This is a genomic window from Thermobifida fusca NBRC 14071 = JCM 3263 (genome assembly GCF_001592045.1).
GTDB classification, from domain to species: Bacteria; Actinomycetota; Actinomycetes; order Streptosporangiales; family Streptosporangiaceae; genus Thermobifida; species Thermobifida fusca.
Genome location: NZ_BCWB01000044.1, coordinates 50175 through 75210, shown reverse-complemented (window position 1 = coordinate 75210; position 25036 = coordinate 50175). Strand labels below are relative to the sequence as shown.

Annotated in this window: 24 protein-coding genes and 1 riboswitch; of the genes, 15 read left to right on the top strand and 9 right to left on the bottom strand. The window is 66.8% G+C overall.

Features of this window, described 5'->3' with window-relative positions; translation table 11 throughout:
* Positions 1-482: HAMP domain-containing protein (locus tag TF1_RS11790; protein WP_255266176.1), on the bottom strand; the 482-nt coding region annotated here is incomplete at its 3' end.
* 292 nt (positions 483-774) lie between these two features.
* On the opposite strand from TF1_RS11790, the gene TF1_RS11785 reads away from it, so the two are divergent.
* On the top strand, positions 775-3006 hold the full coding sequence (locus TF1_RS11785; RefSeq protein ID WP_061783894.1) for a SpoIIE family protein phosphatase: 2232 nt from the start codon (positions 775-777) through the stop codon (positions 3004-3006).
* Between the two features lie 61 nt (positions 3007-3067).
* Here TF1_RS11785 and TF1_RS11780 read toward each other — a convergent pair whose 3' ends face one another.
* The 5 genes from TF1_RS11780 to TF1_RS11760 form a co-directional block, all read right to left on the bottom strand.
* The gene (locus TF1_RS11780; protein WP_011290735.1) at positions 3068-3673 is read right to left on the bottom strand and encodes a response regulator transcription factor; all 606 of its coding nucleotides are present in this window, start codon (positions 3671-3673) and stop codon (positions 3068-3070) included.
* Entirely contained in the window at positions 3670-4941 is a 1272-nt protein-coding gene (locus TF1_RS11775) for a sensor histidine kinase (RefSeq protein ID WP_061783893.1), read from the bottom strand. The genes TF1_RS11780 and TF1_RS11775 overlap by 4 nt, the downstream gene beginning before the upstream one ends.
* A gap of 72 nt (positions 4942-5013) precedes the next feature.
* The gene (locus TF1_RS11770) at positions 5014-5871 is read right to left on the bottom strand and encodes an ABC transporter permease (RefSeq protein WP_011290737.1); all 858 of its coding nucleotides are present in this window, start codon (positions 5869-5871) and stop codon (positions 5014-5016) included.
* A gap of 32 nt (positions 5872-5903) precedes the next feature.
* Complete coding sequence (locus TF1_RS11765) at positions 5904-6878, bottom strand: ABC transporter ATP-binding protein (protein WP_011290738.1); 975 nt, start codon at positions 6876-6878, stop codon at positions 5904-5906.
* A gap of 137 nt (positions 6879-7015) precedes the next feature.
* Positions 7016-8167 (bottom strand): GAF domain-containing protein, encoded by a 1152-nt coding sequence (locus TF1_RS11760; protein WP_011290739.1) that lies wholly within the window; start codon positions 8165-8167, stop codon positions 7016-7018.
* 227 nt (positions 8168-8394) lie between these two features.
* Between TF1_RS11760 and TF1_RS11755 the strand changes: the two genes are divergently transcribed.
* Complete coding sequence (locus tag TF1_RS11755; protein ID WP_011290740.1) at positions 8395-9144, top strand: GAF and ANTAR domain-containing protein; 750 nt, start codon at positions 8395-8397, stop codon at positions 9142-9144.
* A 262-nt stretch (positions 9145-9406) separates the two neighbouring features.
* Positions 9407-9778, top strand: a complete 372-nt coding sequence (locus TF1_RS11750) for an STAS domain-containing protein (RefSeq protein WP_011290741.1) — start codon at positions 9407-9409, stop codon at positions 9776-9778.
* 197 nt (positions 9779-9975) lie between these two features.
* On the opposite strand, the gene TF1_RS11745 is transcribed toward TF1_RS11750, so the two are convergent.
* Positions 9976-11217, bottom strand: coding sequence for a glycosyltransferase (locus TF1_RS11745; RefSeq protein ID WP_011290742.1), 1242 nt, complete (start codon positions 11215-11217; stop codon positions 9976-9978).
* A gap of 1324 nt (positions 11218-12541) precedes the next feature.
* Here TF1_RS11745 and TF1_RS11740 point away from each other — a divergent pair.
* A complete protein-coding gene (locus TF1_RS11740) occupies positions 12542-13306 on the top strand; it encodes a PP2C family protein-serine/threonine phosphatase (RefSeq protein WP_011290744.1) in 765 nt (254 codons plus the stop codon).
* Between the two features lie 64 nt (positions 13307-13370).
* Here TF1_RS11740 and TF1_RS11735 read toward each other — a convergent pair whose 3' ends face one another.
* Both TF1_RS11735 and TF1_RS11730 read right to left on the bottom strand, forming a co-directional pair.
* Positions 13371-14003, bottom strand: a complete 633-nt coding sequence (locus TF1_RS11735) for a copper resistance CopC family protein (protein WP_011290745.1) — start codon at positions 14001-14003, stop codon at positions 13371-13373.
* Between the two features lie 208 nt (positions 14004-14211).
* Positions 14212-14478, bottom strand: a complete 267-nt coding sequence (locus TF1_RS11730) for a WhiB family transcriptional regulator (protein ID WP_011290746.1) — start codon at positions 14476-14478, stop codon at positions 14212-14214.
* A gap of 741 nt (positions 14479-15219) precedes the next feature.
* Between TF1_RS11730 and ectA the strand changes: the two genes are divergently transcribed.
* The 11 genes from ectA (at position 15220) to TF1_RS11675 (ending at position 24855) form a co-directional block, all read left to right on the top strand.
* Positions 15220-15705, top strand: a complete 486-nt coding sequence (ectA, locus tag TF1_RS11725; protein WP_016188112.1) for a diaminobutyrate acetyltransferase — start codon at positions 15220-15222, stop codon at positions 15703-15705.
* A 73-nt stretch (positions 15706-15778) separates the two neighbouring features.
* Positions 15779-17044 carry a diaminobutyrate--2-oxoglutarate transaminase gene (gene ectB, locus TF1_RS11720; protein WP_061783892.1) on the top strand — a complete coding sequence of 422 codons (1266 nt, stop codon included), beginning with the start codon at positions 15779-15781 and terminating at the stop codon, positions 17042-17044.
* A 158-nt stretch (positions 17045-17202) separates the two neighbouring features.
* Positions 17203-17607, top strand: a complete 405-nt coding sequence (locus tag TF1_RS11715) for an ectoine synthase (protein ID WP_011290749.1) — start codon at positions 17203-17205, stop codon at positions 17605-17607.
* 171 nt (positions 17608-17778) lie between these two features.
* Complete coding sequence (gene ehuB, locus TF1_RS11710) at positions 17779-18669, top strand: ectoine/hydroxyectoine ABC transporter substrate-binding protein EhuB (RefSeq protein ID WP_016188113.1); 891 nt, start codon at positions 17779-17781, stop codon at positions 18667-18669.
* A 14-nt stretch (positions 18670-18683) separates the two neighbouring features.
* Positions 18684-19406: an ectoine/hydroxyectoine ABC transporter permease subunit EhuC gene (gene ehuC / locus TF1_RS11705; RefSeq protein ID WP_011290751.1), complete on the top strand. Its 723-nt coding sequence runs from the start codon at positions 18684-18686 to the stop codon at positions 19404-19406.
* Positions 19403-20041 (top strand): ectoine/hydroxyectoine ABC transporter permease subunit EhuD, encoded by a 639-nt coding sequence (gene ehuD, locus TF1_RS11700; RefSeq protein WP_011290752.1) that lies wholly within the window; start codon positions 19403-19405, stop codon positions 20039-20041. Before ehuC ends, ehuD begins: the two co-directional genes overlap by 4 nt.
* On the top strand, positions 20028-20831 hold the full coding sequence (gene ehuA / locus TF1_RS11695) for an ectoine/hydroxyectoine ABC transporter ATP-binding protein EhuA (RefSeq protein WP_061783891.1): 804 nt from the start codon (positions 20028-20030) through the stop codon (positions 20829-20831). The genes ehuD and ehuA overlap by 14 nt, the downstream gene beginning before the upstream one ends.
* Before the next feature lie 651 nt (positions 20832-21482).
* Positions 21483-21596: riboswitch (cobalamin riboswitch) on the top strand.
* A 28-nt stretch (positions 21597-21624) separates the two neighbouring features.
* A complete protein-coding gene (locus TF1_RS11690; protein ID WP_011290754.1) occupies positions 21625-21825 on the top strand; it encodes a CbtB domain-containing protein in 201 nt (66 codons plus the stop codon).
* Positions 21816-22610 carry a CbtA family protein gene (locus tag TF1_RS11685; protein WP_011290755.1) on the top strand — a complete coding sequence of 265 codons (795 nt, stop codon included), beginning with the start codon at positions 21816-21818 and terminating at the stop codon, positions 22608-22610. Before TF1_RS11690 ends, TF1_RS11685 begins: the two co-directional genes overlap by 10 nt.
* The gene (locus TF1_RS11680; RefSeq protein WP_011290756.1) at positions 22607-24112 is read left to right on the top strand and encodes a cobyric acid synthase; all 1506 of its coding nucleotides are present in this window, start codon (positions 22607-22609) and stop codon (positions 24110-24112) included. The genes TF1_RS11685 and TF1_RS11680 overlap by 4 nt, the downstream gene beginning before the upstream one ends.
* A complete protein-coding gene (locus TF1_RS11675) occupies positions 24109-24855 on the top strand; it encodes a cobalt-precorrin-6A reductase (protein ID WP_011290757.1) in 747 nt (248 codons plus the stop codon). Before TF1_RS11680 ends, TF1_RS11675 begins: the two co-directional genes overlap by 4 nt.
* Positions 24856-25036 lie beyond the last annotated feature (181 nt).

The following is a 25036-nucleotide window of genomic DNA, read 5'->3' as shown; positions in this document are numbered from 1 at the left end:
CCCGCGAACTCCGACATCTGGTCCGCCATCCGGTTCACCGACGTGGCGAGCCGCAGCAGGTCGCCGTGGAGCTCCCCGTGCCGGCTGGCCAGATCCACCCGCTGTGAAAGGTCGCCGTTGGCCACCGAGTCCAGAATCCGCGCCACCGCGGTCACCGGCTCACTGACCTCGTCGAGCATCTGGTTGAGCGCCCGCACGCTCTGGCCCCAGGAGCCACGGGCCGGACTGATCGAGACACGTTCGGACAGCCGCCCGTCCGTGCTGACCGTTTCACTGACCCGCTGCACTTCGTTGCTCAACTGCTCGCACTGGTCGAAGACCTCGTTGAGCACGCGGGCGACTTCGCTGAACCTGGTCGCACCACGGGGGGAGAGCCGCACGGTGAAATCCCCGTCGCGCATCCGGTAGAGCGCGTCAAGCAAGGCATCCAATTCGCTTTCGGTCAGGGTCCGGTTCTTCATCCTGGGCATCAACCTGGGCATCAAATCCCCTCCTCCAGCGGCTGAAGCATTGGCTGCGTGCGTCCAGGCGTGCGGCGTCACCCAAGAGAGTCCGGCCTCAGAGTTCCCCCACGACCGCGATGCACTACGTTAATCAGACACCTGATCATTACTATGACGTTTCGGCAGCGTGGGGGAATTTCACCACCCGGAACAAACCGGCCCAAGCATCCGGTTCCGATGCTGTCCAGAACTGGGCAGCGCCGCCTATTCTCGCAATAGGTCGGCATATTCGATAGTCCGCTCCGCCCGCTGAAAGATCCACGGCTGCGCCATGCCACACAGTGTCACGAAAACCGTCCGCCGAGAGTTCTCACCCACCCCGGAAACGGTGGGGGAGGCACGCACGTTCGTCAAAGACACACTGCAGCACTGGGAGGTGCAGCGGAGCGCAGACGAGATCGTCCTGCTGACCAGCGAACTCGTCACCAACGCGGTCGTCCACGCGAAGACGACCCTGGAACTCACCGTAAGCCTGATCGGCAGCGATGTCGAGGTGGTGGTCGCCGACCGGGTGCCGCATCAGGCGCTGCCCAAAGCCGGTCCCCTCCGTGTCGTCCTCTCCTCAGACGAGGACAGCCGTGGCGGCCTGGGCCTCGCTTTAGCGGAGGCGATCGCCGACACGTGGGGAGTCAGCTACAGCAGGGACGACAAAGCAGTCTGGTTCCGGATCTCGACTCAGGAACGCACTAAAGAAACCGCACGCTCCTCCTTGTCGCCGCCGCGGAGCATCCGCAGCCACCCCCGCTCCAGCCCGCCGGAACCGTGGGCGCGCCTCGACGCGTTGCTCTCCGCACGGCTGTCCCCCTCGGAACTCCTGGAACGGATCGTGGAGCACGTCCGCGTGGTGCTCGGCGGAGACGCCGCCTATATCGCGCTCGCCACCGCCGACCACACCGAATGGGAGATGGCTGCCGCGGTCGGACTCTCCGCAGGCCCGTGGCGGCCGTTCCGCAGCCGCATCGAAGAGACTTTCCCCGCTGCCACCCCGGAAGCCCGGCCGATGATCAACGACGACTTGATGATCGCCAGCGCCCACCGGGGAGTGCTCGCCGCCGCAGGAATGCGGTCCCTGGTCACCGCACCGCTCAGTGTCGACGGCAGGATCACCGGGCTGATCGGGGTCGCTTCCCGCCGGGTCCGCCACTTCGGGAAGAACGCGGCCCGCCGCCTCCAAGAAGCCGCTGACCGGATCGCCCTCACCGTGGAACGCGCCCGCCTCGCCCAAGTGGAAATCCACCGGCGGGCCGCGCTCAGTTTCCTCGCCGAAGCCAACGACCTGCTGTCCGGGACGCTCGACGAGCAGATGACCGCGGCGCTCGCCGCACAGCTCAGCACGTCGCGGCTGGGCCACTGGTGTGTGGTGCACACGGTCGACGAGCTGGGCACCCACCAGTTGGCGTTCGCCATGCACCGGGACGAGAACGTCACCGACATCCTCCGCGACCTGGTGACCGCGCTCATGCCTGAAGAGCGGCGGGACCCTGGGCCGCTGTGGCCGGTCGAGAAAGTGGTCGCGGCCGGCCTGGGGGACGAGCTCAGCCTGGAGCTTGCCCAAGGGCCGGGGATCAGCCTGCCGCTGACCGCGTACGGCCGCATCCTGGGCCGGATCACGATCGGGCGGGACGTCGGCGAAGACTTCCCGAAAGAGGACGTGGACCTCGCCGCCGACCTGGCCCAGCGGGTCTCCTCGGCCATGGAGAACGCGCGGCTGTATTCAGCGCAGACGTCCATGAGCGAAGCGTTGCAGCGCAGCCTGCTACCCGCCCAGGAGAAGCAGCCCGTGGTTCCCGGCGTGGACTACGCGGTGTTCTACCAGCCCGCTGGGGAGCGCACCGTGGTGGGCGGGGACTTCTACGACCTGTTCGCCACTGATGGGCGCTGGTGTTTTGCGATCGGGGACGTGTGCGGGACCGGCCCGGAGGCCGCCGCCGTCACCGGACTGGCCCGGCACACGCTGCGTGCCCTGGCCCGGGAAGGCTTCTCCCCCGCGCACATCATGCACCGGCTCAACTTCGCGATCCTGGAAGAAAGCCTCACCATCCGGTTTTTGACCATGCTGTACGGGGAGATGACCCCGATCGGGCCGAACGCGGAACGCGGGATGCGCATCCGGCTCGTCTCCGCCGGGCATCCACTGCCGCTGCGGTTGAACCGCCACGGCGAGGTCACCACGCTGGCGACCTCTCAACCGCTGCTGGGGGCTTTCGAGGACGTGGAGTTCTTCACCGAAACCGTGGAGGTGGAGCCCGGCGATGTCCTGCTCGCGGTGACCGACGGGGTTACCGAGCGGCGCAACGGCGACGAGATGCTCGGCGATGAAGGACTGGTGGAGATCTTCTCCCGGTGCTCCGGGTTGACCGCGCAGGCGGTCATCTCCCGTATCGGCCGGGAACTGGAGGCGTTCGCGCCGGGCGGGCACACCGACGACACGGCGATGCTTGTGCTGCGGTTCCTCGAACCTCGCCCTGCGGAGCAGCAGGAGCGGATGCTGCTCGGCGGGTGAGGAGTCCCGCGCAGGTCCGCCGCCTAGCGCGGAGGTATCGGCTGGAAGGCCAGCGGCAGGGTCACAGCCAGCCCATCGCATTGGCTTTGCGGATCGCCGCGATGCGGTTGGCCTCCCCCAGTTTGGAGATCGCGCTCGACAGGTAGTTGCGCACCGTGCCTTCGCTCAAGTGCAGGGTGCGGGCGATAGCGGCGACCGACGCCCCGGTCGAGGCGGCGCGGAGGACGTCGATCTCCCGGGCAGTGAGCGGATTCTCCCCGGCCATCATCGCGTCGGCTGCAAGCTCAGAGTCGATGAAACGCCCCCCGCGGTACACGGTGCGGATCGCCCCGGCCAACTGGTCGACGGGCGCGTCCTTGGCGAGGAACCCCCGCGCCCCCGCGGCCAGCGCACGGCGCAGGTAGCCGGGGCGGCCGAAACTCGTGAGGATGAGAATGCCGCAGGAGGGGACCTCCTGGTGCAGTGCGGCTGCGGCCTCCAACCCGGTCATGCCGGGCATTTCCACGTCGAGCACCGCAATGTCCGCGCGGTGCTTCACCACTGTGGCCACCACTTCGTCGCCCCGGCCCACTTCCGCGACGACTTCCACGTCGTCTTCCAAGTTGAGCAGCGTGGCGATCGCGCCCCGCACGAGGCGCTCGTCGTCAGCGAGGACCACTCGGATCATGCGACAGCTTTCTTCTCCTGGGTTTCCCTGACCGGCTCCTCGACGGAGGCGGGGACGGGCAGGACCGCGCGCAGCAGGAAGCCGCCGTTGCAGGTGTGGCTCGCGGTGAGAGTGCCGCCGGCGGAGGCCACCCGCTCCGACAGGCCGGTCAGCCCGTTGCCGAACCTGGTGGCTTTCCCGGCGCGCACCCCGTCGTTGTACACCTCCACCACCCAGGTGCGGTCTTGGCGGGAGAGCGTGATGTCGCAGCGCTGTGCGCTGCTGTGCCGCAGCACGTTCGTCGCCCCCTCCCGGACAAGCCACGCGATCAAGGACTGGGACTGCGCTGGGATGTCCGCGGGGTTGCCCGTGACCGTGGCGGAGACCCCCGCAGCCAGCAGCACGGAGCGCACGCTCGCCAGTTCGTCGGCCAGGTTCACGGCGCGGTATCCGCTGACGGCGGCCCGCACCTCGCGCAGTGCTTCCCGGGCGATCCGCTGCACTTCGGCCATTTCTGCCGCGGCGCGCTCCGGGTCGCTCCGGGCAAGCCGGGCGGCGAGCTCGCTTTTCACTGCAATACCGGACAGGCTGTGGCCGAGAAGGTCGTGCATGTCCCGGGCGAACCGCAGCCGTTCCTCACTGACCGCGAGCCGGGCCCGCGCCTCCCGCGCCAGGGTGGCTTCGCGGGCGACTTCCCACAGCCACACCACCGAGAAGCTCGCTGCCGCGTTGAGCAGCGCCATCGGAAGGTTGAGGATGATGAACGCCAGCGCGACCACGGGCGGCTGCGAGGACAGGACCAGGGTGTAGCTGATGAGGAAGCCGACGACGGCCGTGGACAAGAGGACTGCGGTGCGGCGCGGGATGACGAGGATCGCTGCCGACCACCACGTGGCCACGATCGCAACGGAGAACACGGTCACGTCCATGACCGAGACCAGGGCGAGGAGCACTCCGAGCGACCAGTAGAGCAGCGCAGGGGGACAGGAGCGCCGCCCGTTGATCCGGCAGCGGACAAGAAGAACGGTGAGCACGGCCACGGCCCCGGCCAGCACGAGGAGGAGCGCCGCATACCAGGGCAGCGTCATCCCGGACCAGGAGAGCGGCCCCCACTGCACCTCCTCCGGGGAAGTGAACGCCAGCTCCACCTGGACCAGCGCCATCACCAGGATGAAGACGGCGTACAAGGCTACGCAGATGAGCACGAACCAGCGGGTGATCCGCAGCCGTCGCATGCTGCGTTCGTCGGCTTGAGGTATGTCGGACCAGTGGGAGGGCGATCGTGGCATGGGGAGCTCCTCTCATGGAGAGGGTAACGGCGGTCTGCTCCGAAGAGCAGAGCAGACCGCCGCAGTGGTCTCTCACTTGTTGACGCGCGGATCCCACTGGAAGATCCGCAGCAGCAGGGTGAGGAGCACCATCCAGGCGACCAGGATGAGCAGGGAGGGGCCGGCAGCCAGCCACAGGTCCACGCCCGTGGCCGCTTCCGCGTTCGAAATCCCGTCGAACAGGTCGTAGCCGAGGTAGGCGGACTGGGCGAGTCGGACCGCAGGCAGCATGGGGAGCAGGCCGATCGTCATCGCGATGCCGTCCGGCAAAAGATCCACGGGGACGAACAGGCCGCTCAGCATTATCAGGAGGAAGAACGGCACCATCGAGATGATCTGCGCGCTTTCGCCGTTGCGGGCGAAGTTGGCGATCAGCACCCCCAGCAGCACCATGACGACGGTGGTCAGCGCGAGGGACACCAGGAAGAGGACCGGGGCTGTCGGGAAGACTTCCTTGAGCGCGGCGAGGAGAGCCGCGACCAGCACGGTCTGCACGACGACGACACTGAACACGGACAGGACCGTGGAGGTGAAGATCGCGGCCGGGGTGACCCCGGAGACGCGGAGCCGTTTGAGGATCAGCCGTTCCCGGCGGATCGCGTAGACGTTGGGGACGTGGGAGAGCCCGACGGTGAGGGCGGCGATCGGGAAGAACCAGGTCAGCGACAGGACGGTGGTGTCCACGCCGGGCAGCACGTCGTAGGGTTCGAAGACGGACAGGGGAAGCAGGAAGATCAGCGGCAGGGCAGCCGAGTACAACGCCATCTGGTACCGGTAGAAGAGGGTGAACTCGGTGCGGGTGAGGCGCAGGGCCTGCCGCAGGACACTGACGGGTTTCCGCGGCGTCTGCGAGTCGGACGCCGGGGGAGTGGCGGCGGTGGCCGTGGTCATGAGGGCTCCTCTCCAAGCATGGGACGGTCGGGTCAGAGGTCCACCAGGTCGGTGACGTCTCCTTGCGCGACGGCGAGGAACACGTCTTCGAGGGAGGCGGGACGGGACTCCAGCCGTTCAAGGTCCAAAGAGCGCTCTTCTGCCCACTTCAGGAGGGGGAGGAGTGCGTGGTGGGTGCGGGTCGCGGGGTCAGTGCCGGTGGTGACCGTGTACACCGCCCACTGGTGGTCGCCGCGGACGTCGATGGTGAGTTCAGCCCCGGGGAGCTCCGGCAGTTCCCGGGAGCGGATGTGGGAGGGCAGACGGAAGCTGATCCGGTCGCCCCACTGGGAGACCACTTCGCTGACCGTGCCCGAGACCCGGATTTCCCCGCGGTGCATGATGGCGAGCCGGTCGGCGAGCCGTTCTGCTTCCTCCAGGTAGTGCGTGGTGAGTACGACAGCTGCGCCGCGCGCCACCTGGCTGCTGATGATCTTCCAGGTTTCCCGGCGCATTTCCGGGTCCATGCCGGTGGTGGGCTCGTCGAGGAAGAGCACGTCGGGGCGGGTGAGAATCGCTAGCCCCAGGTCGAGGCGGCGCCGTTCTCCACCGGACAGCGAGCGGACCGTGTTCCGGGCTTTGTCGGCCAGCACCACGGCCTCCAGCACTTCGGCGGTGTCCATGGGGTCGTCCGCCAGGTCCCGGGCCAGTTCGATGCTCTCCGTGACGGTGAGCTCTTCGAACAGTCCACTGTGCTGGAGGACCGCGTTGACCCGGGGACGCAGCTCCGGAGGCTGGCCGAACGGGTCGATCCCGAAGATCCGCACCGACCCGCGAGTGGGGCGGCGGAAGCCTTCGAGGGTTTCGATCGTGGTGGTTTTCCCTGCTCCGTTGGTGCCCAAGAGGGCGAACAGTTCGCCGGGGGCGACCGTGAACGAGACGCCCCGGACAGCTTCGAAACTGCCGTAGGACTGGTGGAGGTCGCTCACGTGGATGGCGACGCTGCGGTTCTGAGACGTCGTGTTCATGGTTCAAGCGTCGCGCGATCCGCCAGTCCGGGGTAGGCGCCTCTGTCACGGCTCCCCGGTGAAAAACCCACGGCAGTGGGGTTGACAAATGTCAAATCCCGAGGTCAGGAAGGGTTTTTGTCGGCAAGCCCTCGGGGTTAGGCCTTGGCGAGGGCCATCCCGATGTGCTCGCCGATCTCTTCGAGCAGCCCTTGGTCGGCTAACCGGAAAGAGGAACGGTTGCTGCACCGGATCAACGTGAGGGCTCCGTACACCACGTCGTCGTGGTCGCGCAGGGGAACGCAGAGCAGGGAGCGGGCCCGCAACGCGCTCAGCACCGGAAGGCCGTCCAGCGTGGCGCCGAATTCTGTCTCGTCGTCGATGAGCTGCCGGAGCACGGTTTTACTGGTGGTGAGGACCTCGCGCGGCAGCGGTGCAGCGTCCGGCTCCAGCGAGCGCACCAGCCCGTTCAGCTCGGATCCGGAGGGGCCTGCGACAGCGGTGCGGCGGAGCCGGTCCGGTTTTCCGGGGGCCTCGCACAGGTCGATGACCACCCAGTCGGCGTAGGAGTCGGCGAGCAGCGCGGCTGCTTCGTCGAGGACGAGCGGGGTCCCTGTCCGGCTCGACCCTACGCTGCGCAGCAGGAGTCGGGTCATCCGGGTGAGCACGTCCAGCCGCCGGGCGGCGAGCACCACGACCTGGTCTTCAACTTCGGTCTCCAAGGGGGCGGGGCCGGTGTCGCTGCTGGGATGCAGGGAGGGGGACATGGCGACCAGCAGCAGCGGGTTGGGTTCGCTGGGGACGTCGAGGCGGCTGATGGTCAACCGGACGTCTTCGACGTAGCCGCGCCGGGCCAGCCGCGAGTCGAACGATGCGGTCTCCCCGCCCTGGGAGACCGCGGCCTGCCAGCTGCGGAGCGCGGCCCGGGATCGCAGGTCCACGAAGATGGAGAACGGTTTGCCTGCCAGGTAGCCGGGCGTGCTGTCCAGCAGTTTCGCGCCCATGGCGTTGATCCGGCGGATGTAGCCCTCGTGGTCGAGCAGGACCACCGGGATGCTGAGTTCGTGGAAGATGGCGCGGAGCAGGGTCCGCTCGTTATCGTTGCGGCGCACGGTCGCCGGACTGACGAGGGTGGCCAGGCGTTCTCCACATTCCCGCAGGAGCCGTTCGGCGAATCCGAGTTCGGCCAGCGCGGCTTCCGCGGTGGTGGCCCCGTCGTCCGGGTACATCGCGTGCGTGGCCCGCAGTGCGGCGATCCGGTCGCGCAGTTCCGCGATCGCGTCTTCTAGTTTCGCGAGGTGCTCCGGCACGCTGCGGCTCCCGATTCCGTTCCCCGGCTGTCCGGCAGGATGGCGTTGATGCGTGGAACCGTACCCTGAAACACGGCCGCCGTTAGGTGAATCTTTACGAGGAATTGGGCGAAAAAACGGGTGGCAGTCCCAACGTCAGGAGCGCTATGCAGGTCTTCGGAGTGGCTACTGTGACAAAGTGAGGCGGCGATGCTGCCTCCTCAGAGGGGGAGGGAGGCAGAGGAGCGATGTGGGTCGAACGCTTGGCGCGGGGCATTGGCGAGCTGGCCCAGATCGTGGACGGTGCCCGGGACCGGGTACTGGATCAGGTCAGCCAGCTCATGGTGCGGCACGTGCCCGAGTGCTCCGCGGCGCTCGTGGTGGTGTGGCGCGACACGCACCCTGAGGAGCGCGACCCCAGCGTGGACTTCAAGGGGCGCCACGTGGTCGTGGACTATGCCGCCTCCCACTCCGACCTCGCCACTGCTTTCGAGTACCAGTACGAAACAGGTCAGGGGCCGACCGTGCAAGCGGTTCGGGAACGTCACACTGTCGTGGTGGCGGACATTCTGAGGGATGAGCGGTGGCCGGAGTATCCCAGTATGGCCGTCCAGTGCGGGGACCACTCTTCGATCACTTATCCGTGCGATCTCGACGGTGAGATTTTGACGCTCGGTGTCCACACCTGCCGGGGGAACCGCCTCTCCCCGGACACCATGGTGCTGCCGCTCGCCATGCTCGCCGAGCATGTGGTCACCACCCTGCGCAGCCTCGGCCGGGATGCCGACGCGCTGCGGGAGGCCGTGCACATGCGCCGGGCGATGTCTGCACGCACGGTGATCGACCAGGCCAAGGGGATCCTCATGCACGCGCGCGGGCTCACCTCGCAGCAGGCGTTCGAGGAACTGCGCAAAGTGGCTCAGCGCAACGGGATGAAAGTCACGGACGTCGCCCAGCAGCTCATGGCGGAACAAGCCCTCAGTAATGGCCGCCGGTGAATAAAAAGCGGACAGATTGGGCACGAAGGTGACCCAGTCCGGTTTCCCGGGCGCGCAAAAGTGACAATCCTCAACGATGGGATGTACCGGTGGCGACACAAAGCGACGGAGCGTAGCTTCCGCTTTGTTTGATCCCGCTGCGAGCGCTAGGGTTGCCGCTGGAATCCCAGATCGGCCAATTCCACAGCCCGCGGCTTTCCCGCAAACGGCTGCGAAAAGGCCAGAGGTGTCGCAGCAGCGGCGGTCAGGGTGGGCGAGAGACGTGAGCGCGGAATTCGATATTGCGACCAGGACTGAGGGGGACGTGGTCGTTGTCGCCCCCAAGGGAGACCTGGATGCCGGCACTTCCCAGGTGTTGGCTGAGACCCTGGAGACCGTGATCGGGGCAGAGGAGTCCTGCCGGGGGATCGTCCTGGACTTCTCCGAGGTGGCGTCCTGCGATTCCCGGTGCATCGGCGTGCTGCTCGCCAGCTACCGGCATGCCCGAGACCGCGGAATCGGCCTGGTGGTGGCCTCTTCCCAGGGAATGGTGCGGCGACTGCTCATGATCGCGGGCATTGACCAGGTGATCGCCTTGGAAGAAGATGTGGCGCGCGCGGTCGCGGGGATGCGTGCCGCGGAAGCACCGCGGTGACCGGCCCCGGTCCGCCTGCCGCTGCAGTGCAGCCGTGGCAGGCGTGAGACCGCGCAGCCCGCGGGCCGGTCGGCGGCAGCGGAACGGATGCGGGACAGGGAACCTGGACGGCAGCCGTGCAGAGCACGGTGCCGCACGCGGCCGGGTGCATCCGGCGCGGAATGCTGCAGGCCGGCAGCGCGTGGCCGACGCATCCGCTAGGCGCCGTTTCCGGAGGCCAGCGGCAGTTCAGGAGTGGTAGGCAGCAGTTTCTGGTAGATCCGTTCGGTCTCCGCGGCAACCCGGGCCCAGGTGAAGCGGGACGCAGCGCGGTCAGCACCGGCAATCCCGTAGGCGGTGCGCTGGGTGGTGTCGGCAGCCAATTGCCGCAGGACGTGGGCGAGGGTGCTGGGGTGGGCGGAACGGAGGAGCACCCCGGTGGTGCCGTCGAGCATGGCCCCGGTGATGCCGCCCACGGCGCGGGCCACGACCGGGAGGCCGCAGGCCATGGCTTCGAGGACGGCACTGCCGTAGGGGTCGTAGAAGGCGGTGGAGACGAACACGTCGGCCGACCGCAGCATCCGGGCCAGGTCCCGGCGGGTGACCGCTCCGGTGAGCGTGACCTGGTCGTTGACGCCCGCCTCCTTGGCGTGCCGTTCCAGGCGTTGGGCGTTCGGGTCGATCGCGAGGTGCTCGGGTGCAGGGTCGCCGACGATGAGCAGTTCCCCGTCCGGGAGGCGCGCCATCGTCCTGATCAGCGTGTCCACGCCGCCGAGTGGGTCCAGGCGGGTGACCGCGATGATCCGCAGCGGCCGCCCAGCCGCGGAGCGGCGCCGCTGCCACGGCCCGTGCGCGGCACCTTCGACGGTGAACTGGTCGGTGTCCACGCCGAAGGGGACGATGCACACGCGGCTGCGCGGCACGCCCATCCGGGCGAGTTCGAAGCGCTGGTCAGCGGAGTTGACGAGAACCGCTTTGGCGTGGTGTGCGAGCGCGGCCTCCAATCGGACCCGCTGCGGGTTGGCGGGCAGGCCCACCCGCTGCTCGCTGACGTTCAAGGAGTGGAAGGTTTGGACGACCGGGATGTCGCGTTCCAGGTCGCGGACCGCGGCGAGCGCGGCTAATCCGCTGCTCCACCCGAACGCGTGGATGATATCGGGAGGGTCGGCGCGCAACTGCTCGGTCAGTCTGCGGGCGAAGGTCCCGGTGTGTTCGATGTACTCCTGTTCACGCAGGGGGCGCCGCGGTCCGGCGACAATGGGCGCCACGACGACGCTGCGTCCCATGCGGGTGCGTTCGCTGGTCTGCGGGTCAGTGCATCGGGTGTGGATGGTCACCCGGTGGCCTAGGGCGGCCAGGTTCCGGGCCAGATGGCATAGGTACAGGCTTTCGCTGTCGGTGGGGTCACCCTTGTGTGCGGGAATCGGGGTGGCATGGGTGGCAATCAGAGCGATCTTCACGTGCGACTCCTCAGTGCAGCAGTCGGGTATGCCTGCTCTCCGCAGAGCGATGGGATGATGGTGTGGGAATCCGCGTCGGACTGTGCGCGGATGAGAGCACGCCAAGACGAGCCCGGCTGGGCGACTGCGTGGATTGCGGAACGAGAGAAAGCAGACAAGGGCAGACGCACAGCGATCACACCTTTAAACCGAGGTAAAAACACAAAAAGCGCTCGGCAAATACCGCTGGCAAAAGCCAGGTGCGAGCGCACAAAGGCAAAGGTGTGTCTGCGTCTTAGACACCCAACGTCCGCCATTCTGCCAGATCAGACAGGGGGCGACAAGCCCTGGCAGCCGTCTGTGGTATCCACTTCGCGGAAACAGCGTGCGGAATTCTCTGCTCTACCTGACCGGCGTTGTCTGCGCTGCGGCCGTCGTTGAGCTGGGCGGACCCCTCTGACCGAGACAGGAGGGCGCGGCAGGGGGAGGGGCAGAACGCGGGCTGCCCGCGTGGGCGGCGTGGAGGCAGAACCCTGGGGCATTCCGGTGGTTACCGGACCGTATTCTGAAGGGTGGACGGCATTGGCCTGCTGGTGACGTGCAGCAGTGCGCCTCTGGCACGGTCGGACCGGTGAGCGCGGCAGCTGGCCCCCGAGGGGAAGTTCCGCAACTTCCCCGCCCCGGCGATGACGCGTCGGCCCCTGTGCTCGGAGGGACAATGCCGGGAGGAGCGGCGAGAGGGACGGCGCCATGGAACGCGGAACTCCTCAGTTCCGCCGAGAACCTCAGCTACCGGTGGGAGCGGAACCGGGGATCGGGCCCGGGCAGAGACTCCACGGGTACGGACGCGGAACCCGCGGTCCGCTCCAGGGGATGCAGCGGCGCGGCTCCCGACTTCCCTGTCCTGCGGCGGTTCACCACGTAAGATTCCACCGCTTGGTGTCTTGCGCCACGGTAGCGGGGCAGGAAGGAAAAGCTGTCCAAAAAGGGGCGAACCTCCGTGCGTCGACGGGCATCACACACGCCGTAGGGAAACGAGCGGACAACAGAGTCCGCTGCGGTTCCCCTCCATGCGGACGGAGACGCACCGTCAGCGGGGAGACAGCGGTGGAAGAGGCGACGGTCGCTTCGTGTAGCGGTAACCCGCTGTCGGGAGCGACTACGGAGGTGACAGGCACGTGGGAACTGCGTACCAGCACGATTTCCGCCATGATGGACATGGATTTTGACCACGGCCGACCGTCCATCGGTACGGTTACATGATCATGCGCCTTGGCTACCGTCCAGCCGGGGCGCTGCTTGGCACTGTTCGGCTGTAATGCCGATGAAACAGGAGGTAGGGCGCATGGGTGTCGCTCGTGGGGCAGTCGAGGTTACAGTCCTCACGCACAGAGGCGCTGTCCGCCAGGCTAATGAGGACGCCGTGGTCATGGGTGCGCTCACGGTCGCGGGCGCCGAAATGAACGCTCCGGTGCACTGCTGGCTGCCCCTCGCTGATCCCGTCGTCGTCGCGGTCGCCGACGGTCTGGGAGGCCACGCCGCCGGTGAGATCGCCGCGGAGCACGCGGTCCACCGGATGGCGGAGAGTAGCGCCCAGTTGACCGGCCCGGAAGCGGTGGGTCTGCTGCTCAAACACATCGACGATGAGATCAAGGAGCATGCCGGGCAGCACGTGGAGTTCTCGGGGATGGGAACCACGGTCGCGGGGGTCCTGCTCACGCCCGACGCGAACTACTGGTTCAACGTTGGGGACTCCCGGACCTATCGCTTGAAGGGCTCCCAACTGATCCAGTTGTCCGAGGACGACTCCCCGGTGCTACCGCCGGGAGAGGACGGCCGTCCGGTCACGACGAACTACATCACCCAGTCGCTGGGCGGCAGCGGCAACTCGACCATCGTGCCGCACGTGGGCCAGGACACCGAGCCGGGGCCCGGTGCCTGGCTGATGTGCAGCGACGGGCTGTCCGACCTGGTTCCGCTGGAGGAGATGGAGCGCATCATCGCTGAAGCGGGCGATGACAACATCGCCGTCTACAACTTGTGGCAGGCTGCGATGAACGCGTCCGGTCGGGACAACATCAGCATCCTGCTGGTACGTCGCCACTCCTGACGTCTCGGATACGGGCACCGGTGACACCCCCTCCCGAAGGGGACAGGAGGGGGCGTGAGCGGTGTCAGTCTCCGGAGCCAGGACGGCGGCGCAGGCGGATGATGGTGATTGCGATCACCGCGATGACGCCGATTCCCAGGACGATTCCCAGGATCGCTCCGAGCGGACCGGAAAGACCCACGCCGGTTGTCGAGGTGCTGTCCTCGGACTCCGTCCCTTCAGTTTCCGCAGGGGCAGGCGTGGGCTCCTCTTCTTCAGGTTGTTCAGCAGCCGGGCTCTCGGTGGGCTCGGGGATAGCGGACTCGTCCACGGTGAACGTGAAGGTGTCCGAAAGCGGGTGGCCGTCGGCGGAGATGATCCGGTATTCGACGGTGTATTCGCCGGGCTGGGTGAGCGGTTCCAGGTCGATGGAGGCTTCCACCCCGTCGATGACGACATCACCAGAGGCGTAGTTGGTGCCGTCCGGGCCGGTGACGACGATCCCGTTGCCTCCCTCCAGCACTTCCGCGTTGAAGGTCAGCACTACCTTCTCGGGGAGAGAGTCGAGGGTGGCCCCGTCCTCGGGGGACGAGGAGACGAGGGTGTTGTGCGCGTGTGCCGTGGGGGCGACCCCCAGGGACAGAGCCAGGGCGGTGAGTAGACCTGTCACCAGCGCGATGATGCGACCGCCGGGGGATGAGGCGGAGAAGGCTGACATCGACTGAGGACCTTTCTGACGTCTCCACATAGCGGGCGGAAGAGGACGCGGCCGCAGTGGGCCGCAGTCGCGTCGGGAGGTGCCCGTTTTCTTTGACGCTACCCCGAATGCGGGACAACCGCGCCACACCGCGGTTGTTGCAGCACAATGCGCGAGCCGCCAGGCCTGACCACCTGGCGGCTCGCGGAATCGTCGTTGTGTGGCAGAGTCAGTTCACCGTCAGCGACAGTTCCCTGCGGAGATAGCGGCGCTCCTCGGGGGTGGTCGCCCCCCACACCCCGTGTGCTTCACCGGCTCGCAGAGCCCACCGCAGGCAATCTCGGCGAACAGTACAACTGCGGCAGATGGCTTTGGCGAGTTCCACGGTTTCGCGTCCGGGGCCGGTGGTGCTCACCGGAAAGAAAAGCTCGGGGTCGTAGTTGCGGCAGGCTCCTTGCCGGACCCAGTCTTCGCTCTCGTGGTAAAGGCGGTTCACCGGGCGCCTCCGATCCTGGCTCGTGGCTCTAACTCCCCGGCAAAGGCGCGGGGATCGGGGCCCTGTCGCGGCTGGCTCTGACTCCAGTGGCCGTTATGTGGCTGTTGTCGTCACGCACGGTCGAGCGATCCGGCCGCGATGACAGGTGATGGGGCGCCGTAGCGCCTCTCGTCTCGACCGATTGTAGTACTACGGTAGGTCGTACTACGCAAAGTCCTAGAAAAGGTCCCCCAAACGCCCCCTCAGAGAGCGTGGGCGCGCTCTCCTTGGTCCAGGCCAGAAAGCCCTGCGGGGCAGGGAAATCGGCGGTGCGGCGGCGCCGTGATTGATCAGTCCTTTGCACCGAATTGGTGTGAGCTAATTCACCCTTAAAGTTCCCTTGGATTTTTCTCAGGGAAGGGTGCTAGCCGTATTTCCTGCTCTGCGGCGTCCTCTCTCGCCGGGGTCGTAAAGATCTGACCAAACCCTGGGGTATCGCCTGGTGAGGCTCCCGAACGCCCCCGGGGGCAGTGGTTGCGGAAGCGGAGAAGCGTGGTGGCGCAGAGTAGCCATGAAGGCAAAGGGAGCTGTCCTACCCGGCAGTAAGAGGACCGAAACATCACCCCGAATTTTCGCGAAAAACCTGCTCAGAAACGTTCGCTAGGGTCCATCGACGTGTTTGGACAGCAAGCCCCTTCCGAGGACCGACATAGCTCAGATACGGAAAGTAACCATTCGCTCAAGGCGGGCGAGGCCGCTGACGTGGCCCTCGAACCGCCCACACTCGACGACGGCCGACAGCTGTGGGCCCTCGCCAGGATCTCCGACCTGGACGTGAACTCCCCCTACGCCTACGTGCTGTGGTGCCGCGACTTCGCCGCCACATCGCTCGTCGCCCGCGACAGCACCGGCACGATCCGAGGTTTCGTCACCGGATACGTGCGTCCCGACGCGCCCGACACCTACTTCCTCTGGCAGGTCGCGGTCGACCCCGCGTTCCGCGGGCGCCGCCTGGCCCGCCGGATGCTCGACCGCATCAGCTCCTGCATCACCGAGCGCGGCATCCGCTACCTCGAAGCCACCGTCACCCCTGGCAACACGGCATCCCGAGCACTGTTCGCCTCTTTTGCCCGTGCCCGGTCCGCTGCCCTCTCCTGGACTCCGCTGTTCGACCGCGGACATTTCCCGGCAGAACTCCCCGAGCAGCACGAACCCGAAGACCTCGTCCGGATCGGTCCGCTGCGCTGACCCCTCGACACCGCTCGGGCCGTGCCCCGAGCCCTCGACGCCTGCCCTGAAACGGAGACAAAGGAGATCCGCGATGGAAACCTTCTCCCGACTCGAGTCCGAAGTCCGCAGCTACTGCCGGGGATGGCCCACCCTCTTCACCCGGGCACGCGGCAGCCGCGTCTACGACCACACCGGCCGCGGCTACCTCGACTTCTTCGCCGGAGCCGGAGCGCTCAACTACGGCCACAACAATCCGACACTCAAAACCGCGCTGCTGGACTACCTCGGCAGCGACTCGATCGTCCACAGCCTGGACGCCGCCACCACCGCTAAACGCGACTTCCTCGACACCTTCGAGGAGGTGATCCTCAAACCCCGCGGCCTGGACTACAAAGTGCAGTTCCCCGGACCGACGGGCACCAACGCGGTCGAGGCCGCCCTCAAACTCGCCCGCAAAGTCACCGGCCGGGAGACGGTGATCAGCTTCACCAACAGCTTCCACGGCATGACGCTGGGCGCGCTCGCGGTGACTGGCAACTCCATGAAGCGCGGAGGGGCGGGAGTGCCCCTCAACCACACCGTCACCATGCCCTTCGACAACTACATGGACGGGCAGGTCCCCGACTTCCTGTGGCTCCGCAGCCTGCTGGAAGACAGCGGCAGCGGCCTGGACCGGCCCGCCGCCGTCATCGTGGAGACGGTGCAGGGCGAAGGCGGGATCAACGTGGCCAGAGCGGACTGGCTGCGCGGCCTGGCGGAGCTGTGCCGGGAGCACGAACTGCTGCTCATCGTCGACGACATCCAGATGGGCTGCGGCCGGACCGGTCCCTTCTTCAGCTTCGAGGAAGCCGGGATCGTGCCGGACATCGTCACCTTGTCGAAGTCGATCAGCGGCTACGGCCTGCCCATGGCGCTGACCCTGTTCAAACGGGAACTGGACGTGTGGGAGCCCGGAGAGCACAACGGTACGTTCCGCGGGTTCAACCCGGCTTTCCTCACCGCCACCGTGGCGCTCAACACCTACTGGCGCGACGACTCCCTCGAGCGGGAGACCCTGGCCAAGGGGCAGCTCATCACCGAGCGGCTCGAGGCGATCGCTGCCGAGCATGCGGAGGCCGGGGCGAGCGTCCGCGGCCGCGGCATGGCCTGCGGCCTGGTGCTGCCGGGTGAAGGCGACGCGCGGCGGGTGTGCGCCGAAGCGTTCGAACGCGGTCTGCTCATGGAGACGTCCGGGCCCGAGGACGAGGTGGCCAAACTGCTGCCTCCGCTCACTACTTCCGTCGCCGAAATGGAGGAAGGGCTGGACATCCTCGCCGAGTCGGTGCGTGCTGCGGTCCGCGCCCCCCAGCCCGCCTGATCTCCCCTAGCCCTCGCGGACGGGTGTGCTTCGCGCCCTTTCCCGTCCACCTGCGGCACGTCTGCGGCGACGACGCTCCACTGCTTCATGCACATGCATATGCACGCGCATAAAGCAGTGGGGGTGCTGCACCTCTACCAGCCGAAAGGAAGACACCCATGATCGTGCGCAGCCTGGACGACATTAACGGCACCGACGCCGACGTCGTCACCGAGAACTGGCGCAGCCGCCGCATCGTCCTGGCCCGGGACGGCGTCGGCTTCTCCTTCCACGAAACCGTCCTCTACGCGGGCACCGAAACCTCGATGTGGTACGCCAACCACATCGAACTGGTGCACTGCATCGAAGGCGAAGCAGAAGTCACCAACGACGAGACCGGCGAAACCTTCCTCATCACACCGGGCACGCTCTACCTGCTCAACGGGCATGAGCGGCACACCGTCCGCCCCAAGACCGACTTCCGCGTCCTCTGCGTGTTCACCCCGCCGGTCACCGGCCGCGAAGTCCACGACGAGAACGGCTCGTACCCGCTGCTCACCGAGGACGCCACGGACACCGACTGATACCGGACACCGGCCACACCAGCCGGAGCAACCGCTGCTGGGGAGCTGTGCTGCACCCCGCGGTCCAGTGCAGCTCCCCGACAGCCCGGCGGTGTCCCCTGGCCGGAACACCGCCGGCCCCGCACATCACGACATCCCCGCATTTCCGCGATAACGGACAGGAACCACACCATGACAGACCACGGAACTGTGAGCCGCCGCGGCCTCTTCCGCGCCGGAGGAATCGGCCTGGCCGCCATCGCGTTCGGTCCCGCACTCGCCGCCTGCTCCCGCACCGAAGACACTGTGACCCTCGACAGCCTGCGGAAACAGGGCTACATCCAGGTCGCGATCAACAACGAAGCCCCCTTCGGCTACATCGACGAGAACGGCGAAGTCACCGGCTCCTCCCCCGAACTGCTCCGCGCGATCTTCGCGGAACTCGGCGTTCCCGAAGTCCGTGCCGAATCCGTGGCCTGGGACGGGCTCATCCCCGGGCTGAAAGCCAAGCGGTTCGACGCGGTCGCCGCCGGAATGTACATCACCCCTGAACGGTGCGCCGAAGTCGCTTTCGCGGAACCGACCTACCGCGTCCTCCAGGCGTTCCTCGTCCCCGCCGGCAACCCGTACGGCCTGACCACCTTCGACGACATCGCCGCCAACCCTGACGTGACCGTGGCCGTGCTCAACGCCTCCGTGGAACAGGGCTACGCCAAAGGCGCGGGAGTTCCCGAAGCACAGATCGAAACCGTGGACAACCAGACCAGCGCCTACGAACTCCTCAGCAACGGCCGGGTCGACGCGGTCGCGCTGAGCACCCTCTCCCTCAACCGGCTCCTCAACCAGCGCGGCGGCGACTTCGAAGTCACCGAAGGCTTCATCCCCGTCGTGGACGGGGAAGAAGTCACCCCTGCCGGCGGTCTCGCCTTCCGGCAGAGCGACACCGAGCTCCTCGCCGAAGTCAACCGGGTCCTCGCCGACTTCAAAGCGAGCGGCCGTCTCCTCGAAATCCTCGAACCGTTCGGCTTCACCGAACAAGAACTCCCCGGAGACCTGACTACGGAGCAGCTCTGCCAGGCCTAAGGACGGATACCGCCGTGGAGTTCCTCATCGACCGGCTCCCGCTCTACCTGAGCGGGGCCGGAACCACCCTCCTCATCACCCTGCTCGGGGCCGTGCTCGCCTTCGCCCTCGCCATGGTCGTGGGGGTCATGGGCACCCTGCGCAACCCCGTAGCGCGCGCCATCGCCACCGGCTACACCGAAACGTTCCGCGGCGTAGCCGCGCTCGTCCTCATGTACTGGATGGCGTTCGCGATCCCCCAGCTCGTCCCCTACAAGATCGACGCGCTCTTCGCCGCCGTGCTCGCGCTCGGCCTCAACGTCGGCGCCTACGGGGCGGAAGTCGTGCGGGCCGCCATCAACGCGGTGCCCAAAGCCCAAGTGGAAGCCACGATCGCGCTCAGCATGTCGTGGTGGCGGCGCATGCGAGCGGTCGTGCTGCCCCAAGCGTGGGCGCAGATGCTGCCCACCTTCGGCAACCTCGTCATCGAACTGATGAAAGCCACCGCCATCGTGTCGCTCATCGGCGTCAGCGACCTGACCCGGGTCGCCCAAGAGCAGCGGGCCTCCACCGGGGAGACGGTCGCGGCCTTCACCGGCGCCCTCATCGCCTACTTCCTCATCGCCCAGCTGCTGATCGTGGGAATGCGGCTCCTGGAACGCCGCGCCAACCGGCGGCTGGGACGGCCCGTCGCCACCGGCTTCCTCGCCCTGCTGCGGCCCCCGCCCGCGACCGCGACAGGAGGTGGCCGGCGATGACCTGGGACTGGGAGTTCACCGGGCGGATCATCCCCGACCTGCTCAACGGCCTCGCTGTCACCGTGCAAGCCACGGTGCTGGGCTACACCCTGGCGCTCGTCCTCGGCCTCGCGGTGGCCCTGGTACGCCGCATCCCCGTGATCGGGACCGCGGTGTTCGCGGTCATGGAGTTCATCCGCTGCACCCCGCTGCTCGTGCAACTGGTCTTCGTGTTCTCCCTGGCCCCGAACACGCTGTCGGCGTTCACCATCGGCGTGGCAGTGCTGGGCGTGCACTATGCCGCCTACACCGCGGAGGTGTACCGGTCGGGCATCGAAGCCGTGCCCGCAGGCCAGTGGGAAGCCTGCCGGGCGTTGAGCCTGCCCCTGCACCGCACGTGGGGCGCGGTCATCCTCCCGCAGGCGATCCGCCGCGTCATCCCTCCGCTCGGCAACTACCTGATCGCCATGTTCAAAGACACGCCGCTGCTGTTCGCGATCACCGTCGGCGAACTGATGTACCAGGCGTCGCAGATCGGCGGCGTGTACTTCCGCTACCTGGAGGCCATGACCCTCGTGGGTCTGTTCTTCCTCCTGGTGAGCGTGCCTTCAGCCATCCTCATCCGACAACTGGAGCGACGCTATGCCGCAGTCTGACCCCCGCACCAGCACCGGCACGCACGAACCGCTCATCCGCTTCGACCAAGTCGTCAAACGGTTCGGCTCGCTCACCGTGCTCGACCGGTTGGACTTCACGGTCGACGCCGGCGAGCGGGTCACCTTGATCGGCCCCAGCGGGTCCGGGAAAACCACGATCCTGCGCCTGCTGATGACCTTGGAACAGGTCACCTCCGGGGTTATCTGGGTCGGCGGGGAGCCGCTCAGCCACCGCTACCAGGGCGACCGCCTGGTACGCGCCAACGAGAAACACCAACGCCGGGTCCGCAAACAGATCGGCATGGTCTTCCAGCAGTTCAACCTGTTTCCGAACATGACTGTGCGGCAGAACATCACCGAAGGTCCCATCCACAGCCTGGGGATTTCGCGCGAGGAAGCCGACCAGCGGGCTAGGGAACTGCTGGAGATGGTGGACCTCTCCGACAAGATTGACGCCCACCCTGCCCACCTGTCCGGCGGGCAGCAGCAGCGGGTCGCTATCGCTCGCGCCCTAGCAATGCGGCCGAAGATCCTGCTGCTTGACGAGGTCACCTCCGCCCTTGACCCCGAACTCGTCACCGGGGTCCTCGACGTGCTGCGCACAGTCGCCGAGACGACAGACATCACCATGCTGCTGGTCACCCATGAGATGCAGTTCGCCCGGGACGTCTCGCACCGGGTACTCATGTTCGACCACGGCCGTATCGTCGAGGAAGGCCCGCCGGAACAGATCTTCGGCGACCCGAAAGAAGAACGCACCAAAGCCTTTCTCCACGCCGTCCTCGACTGACCGGTCAGGCGGGTCCCGGAGTGAGATAGCCAGCCCAGTGCAGAAAGCACGCGGACTCCCGATAGCCCCGGGACCCTCTACTGTTGGGGGAAACCGTCGTCACCACCGTCCTGCGCCGGGACCGGTCCCGGCGCAGGACCAAAGTGGCGCCACGCAAAACACGGTGATAACTCCAGGGGGTCCCGGCTGCGCTAGCCACGGCACGGAAATCAACCGCGCCTAGTGGATCCAAACACTCACCGCATGCGCCGCCCCCGCACCTGCGAGGCACCCGGTCCTGCGCCCGCCCGGGAGCGAAGTGCCCAGCCAGATCGCGCTGCGGGGCCGGCCATGTTGACCGCTATCGTTGGGAATATGCCCGCTGCTGATGTGGTGATTCTTGGTATCCCGCCGATATTAGTTACCTGCTCGGCGCCCTCAAGCATTTTTTGATGTGATGCACTACCCCCTGCTTGGGAGACTTCGGTGGCTACCTTATGCGCTTTATACGCATGGCCATAACGACACCACTGGGCGGGATTGGCACCAGAAACTCTTGCTAAGGACATGTCCTGACGTCGGTATCTGTCACCAGCTGCCGTGGCAGGGGAATCCCACAAGCGGACCGGTCAGTATTGCGCAATACGCGTCTGGGTACACTCCCCCCGACTAAAAGCAAAAAGAGCGTCGGGTGCAGGCAATCCGGTCAAAGTCCGGAGCGGTCGCGCCACTGTAGACGGGCTCAAGCCCGTGAGCCAGAAAACTCACCCGGCGTAGTGGTCTCTGTAGGACGCGTCATCCTGTAAGGAGGACCATGTCGGCCGTCCATGCCCCTTATGTTGAGGCAGAGCTGGGGCCCATCCCGCTCGCACTCACCGCTACAGCGGTAACCCTTCTTGCTCTTCTCGTTCTCTACCTGGTCGGTTTCGACCAAGGAGCTGTCTCGCGTACAGGAATGTTCCTGCACGAGCTGATGCACGACGGCCGACACCTCATGGGGGTGCCGTGTCACTGACCTCCGCTACCCCCTCTGCTTCGGTCCGTCCGCTGCGGGGAACCTATCTGCGATTGCTTGTCCGCGGGCTGTTGGCCGGGCTACTGGCCGGCCTGGCCGCGGGCGTGGTCGCTTTCTTCCTCGGTGAACCCCACATCGAGGCGGCTATCGCTTTGGAAGAGCACGCTTCCCACGACCATGGCGCGCACGGGGGACACTCCCACGGAGACGATGCCCTAGTCAGCCGTACCGGGCAGCAGGTGGGGTTGTTCCTCGCCACCGGGTTTGCCGGCATGTCCCTAGGGGTGCTCTACGCCTCGGTGCTCTACGCGGTCCGGCGCCACAGCCGGCTTAGCGGACCGGCACTGGCGTTGGTCGCCGCTGGCCTGGGATGGGCAGCCATCGCTGCGGTGCCCTTCGTCAAGTACCCGGCCAACCCGCCTGCCGTAGGTGTCCCCGAGACAATCGACCAGCGCACCCTACTTTGGGTAGCCGCGGTGCTCCTCGGGCTCGTCGCGGTTACGGCGGCCGTTGCCCTCGCACGCGCACTGCCAGCAGAGACATCGCTGACCTCACGGATTGTGGCCTCCCTCGCCGTGTTCCTCGCGGTGGTCTGCGTCGGCTACCTCGCTCTTCCCCACATCAACGACGTCGGCGAAGACTTTCCAGCAACCCTGCTGTGGGAGTTCCGCATGGCCTCACTCGCCACCCAAGCCAGTCTTTGGCTGGTGCTAGGACTGGCCTTCGCCTGGTTGACCGAACGGTTTGACCGCCGCTTCGCGGCGCAAACAGTGGGAGTCCGATGAGCAAGGCGCAGGGGCTGCTGGTGGCCGGGACCTCCTCGGATGCAGGAAAATCCCTGGTCACCAGCGCCCTGTGCCGGGCCTTGGCCCGGCACGGGATCAAAGTAGCGCCGTTTAAGGCGCAGAACATGTCGAACAATTCCATGGTGGTCCCCGGGCCCGATGGCACAGGAGCCGAGATCAGCCGCGCCCAGTGGGTGCAGGCGCTCGCCGCGCGCGCCGAACCCGAGACCGCCATGAACCCGGTACTCCTCAAACCCAGCAGCGATCGCGGGAGCCACGTCGTGCTGCGGGGCCGTCCGTTCGGCCGCTTAGCCGCAGGCGAGTTTGCGGGCACGCGTGCAGTGCTCGCCGAGGCTGCGTACGCCGCTCTCGCAGAGCTGCGTTCCCGCTACGACGTGGTGGTCTGCGAGGGCGCGGGCGGCGTCGCAGAGATCAACCTGCGTGCCCACGACTACATCAACATGGGACTTGCCCGCGCCGCCGACCTGCCTGTCATCGTGATCGGCGACATCAACCGGGGCGGGGTCTTCGCGTCGCTGTACGGGTCGCTCGCCTTACTCGATCCCGCTGACCAGGCACTCGTTGCCGGGTTTGTGATCAACAAGTTTCGGGGGGATCCTTCGCTGCTGGATCCGGCGCTGAAAACCCTGGAAGACCTCACCGGTCGACCCGTTCTCGGCGTCCTGCCGTGGCAGCAGAACCTGTGGCTGGAATCCGAGGATTCGCTGGCGCTTACCGCACGCGAGGACGGTAGTGCGGGCACACCCGTGTTGCGGGTCGCTGTCGTACGGCTGCCCCGGATCGGCAACACCACCGACGTTGACGCCCTGGGCGTGGAACCAGGACTGCGCGTCGACTTCGTTACCAGCCCTCGCCTGCTAGCCTCCGCCGACATCGTCGTGCTCCCCGATACGCGGGCCGTGCTCACCGACCTGGAGTGGCTGCGGTCCCGCGGTTTGGCCGACGCGATCGCCAACCACGCCCGCCACGGCGGCACGGTACTGGGCATCGGTGGCGGCTTCCAGATGCTGGGCCGCACGATTGTCGACGCCGAGGGGGTGGAAGGACCGGCCGGGCGCACCGTTGCTGGGTTGAGCCTGCTGGACCTGGAGACGGTTTTCACCCGAAACCAGACGCTGAACTACTCTTCCGGCACCTGGCAGGGCATACCGGTCGGCGGATACCAGAGCCACTACAGCCGCATCCAGACCGGTGATGGCGAGGCGTTTCCCGGCGGGCTCCGCAACGGCTCCGTATTCGGCACGATGTGGCACGGCAGCCTAGAACACGACGCGTTCCGCGGTGCGTGGCTGGCTGCCGCGGCCGAGAATGCGGGATACGACGGCAGCGAATACGGACAGGTGTGCTTCGCTGAGGTCCGTGACGCCTACCTTGACCGGCTCGGCGACCTCGCGGAAGAACACCTCGACATGGATGCTGTGCTGCGGTTGATCACTGAAGGCGCGCCAAAGCTGCCGACCGTGCGGGGAGAACTGCGGTGAAAGTGCTCATCCTCGGCGGAACAGCCGAGGCGAGAGCCCTTGCTGAGGCGTTCGTCGCCGCGGGGATACCGGTACTGTCTTCCCTCGCCGGGCGGGTCAGCCACCCCAGGCTGCCCGCCGGTGAGGTACGCATCGGTGGTTTCGGGGGAGCCGCAGGACTCGCCGGATTCCTTCGCAGTAACGGGATCACGCGGGTCGTGGACGCTACCCATCCCTTCGCTATACGGGTGTCCACTAACGCGGCCGAGGCGTGCACCCAGGCCGGTGTGCCGCTGCTGCGTCTCGTGCGCCCCGGGTGGGAAAACGAACCTGCGGCGTCCCGCTGGATATGGGTGGACGACCACGACGAGGCAGCCTGGCAGGCCGCGAGACTAGGGCGCCGTGTCTTGCTCACCACGGGACGGCAGACCCTGCACCACTTCATTGGGCCGCTGGCCGAGCACACGGTGTTAGCCCGAGTGGTGGAAGACGTAGAGCTCGCATTGCCGCCTACGTGGATCCTCATACGCAGCCGTGGCCCTTACACCTGTGCAGGGGAACGGAAGCTCATGGCCGAGCATGCGGTGGAAGTTTTGGTCACCAAGGACTCTGGCGGAGTTCACACCCGGGCCAAGCTGGACGCCGCAGACGAGCTGGGGGTTTCCGTGGTGGTGGTGCGCAGACCTCTCTACCGGGGGGACGTTCCCACTGTTGCGGACGTTCCCGCTGCCCTGGAATGGCTTGGACTGTCTCAGACTCGCTGACCCCGCTGACACGACTGCTAAACGTGTTCCTTCTGTGGCGGTCGACGGCCATGCCCCTGGACATGGGTAGGACCGTTGCCGCGGGTTCGTGCTGTTGCTCTCGAGCAGCCAAGCCCTGCACTGTGAGGCTCAGTGCAGGGCTTGGCTGTGACGAGCGATCGTGTGCAAGCTGCCTGGGCAT

Excerpts from the sequence above, each read along its gene's own strand:
- TF1_RS11785 (WP_061783894.1), top strand. The coding sequence starts at position 775 with ATGCCACACAGTGTCACGAAAACCGTCCGCCGAGAGTTCTCACCCACC.
- TF1_RS11780 (WP_011290735.1), bottom strand. The coding sequence starts at position 3,673 with ATGATCCGAGTGGTCCTCGCTGACGACGAGCGCCTCGTGCGGGGCGCG.
- TF1_RS11775 (WP_061783893.1), bottom strand. The coding sequence starts at position 4,941 with ATGCCACGATCGCCCTCCCACTGGTCCGACATACCTCAAGCCGACGAA.
- TF1_RS11770 (WP_011290737.1), bottom strand. The coding sequence starts at position 5,871 with ATGACCACGGCCACCGCCGCCACTCCCCCGGCGTCCGACTCGCAGACG.
- TF1_RS11765 (WP_011290738.1), bottom strand. The coding sequence starts at position 6,878 with ATGAACACGACGTCTCAGAACCGCAGCGTCGCCATCCACGTGAGCGAC.
- TF1_RS11755 (WP_011290740.1), top strand. The coding sequence starts at position 8,395 with ATGTGGGTCGAACGCTTGGCGCGGGGCATTGGCGAGCTGGCCCAGATC.
- TF1_RS11740 (WP_011290744.1), top strand. The coding sequence starts at position 12,542 with ATGGGTGTCGCTCGTGGGGCAGTCGAGGTTACAGTCCTCACGCACAGA.
- TF1_RS11735 (WP_011290745.1), bottom strand. The coding sequence starts at position 14,003 with ATGTCAGCCTTCTCCGCCTCATCCCCCGGCGGTCGCATCATCGCGCTG.
- ectB (WP_061783892.1), top strand. The coding sequence starts at position 15,779 with ATGGAAACCTTCTCCCGACTCGAGTCCGAAGTCCGCAGCTACTGCCGG.
- TF1_RS11715 (WP_011290749.1), top strand. The coding sequence starts at position 17,203 with ATGATCGTGCGCAGCCTGGACGACATTAACGGCACCGACGCCGACGTC.
- ehuB (WP_016188113.1), top strand. The coding sequence starts at position 17,779 with ATGACAGACCACGGAACTGTGAGCCGCCGCGGCCTCTTCCGCGCCGGA.
- ehuD (WP_011290752.1), top strand. The coding sequence starts at position 19,403 with ATGACCTGGGACTGGGAGTTCACCGGGCGGATCATCCCCGACCTGCTC.
- ehuA (WP_061783891.1), top strand. The coding sequence starts at position 20,028 with ATGCCGCAGTCTGACCCCCGCACCAGCACCGGCACGCACGAACCGCTC.
- TF1_RS11690 (WP_011290754.1), top strand. The coding sequence starts at position 21,625 with ATGTCGGCCGTCCATGCCCCTTATGTTGAGGCAGAGCTGGGGCCCATC.
- TF1_RS11680 (WP_011290756.1), top strand. The coding sequence starts at position 22,607 with ATGAGCAAGGCGCAGGGGCTGCTGGTGGCCGGGACCTCCTCGGATGCA.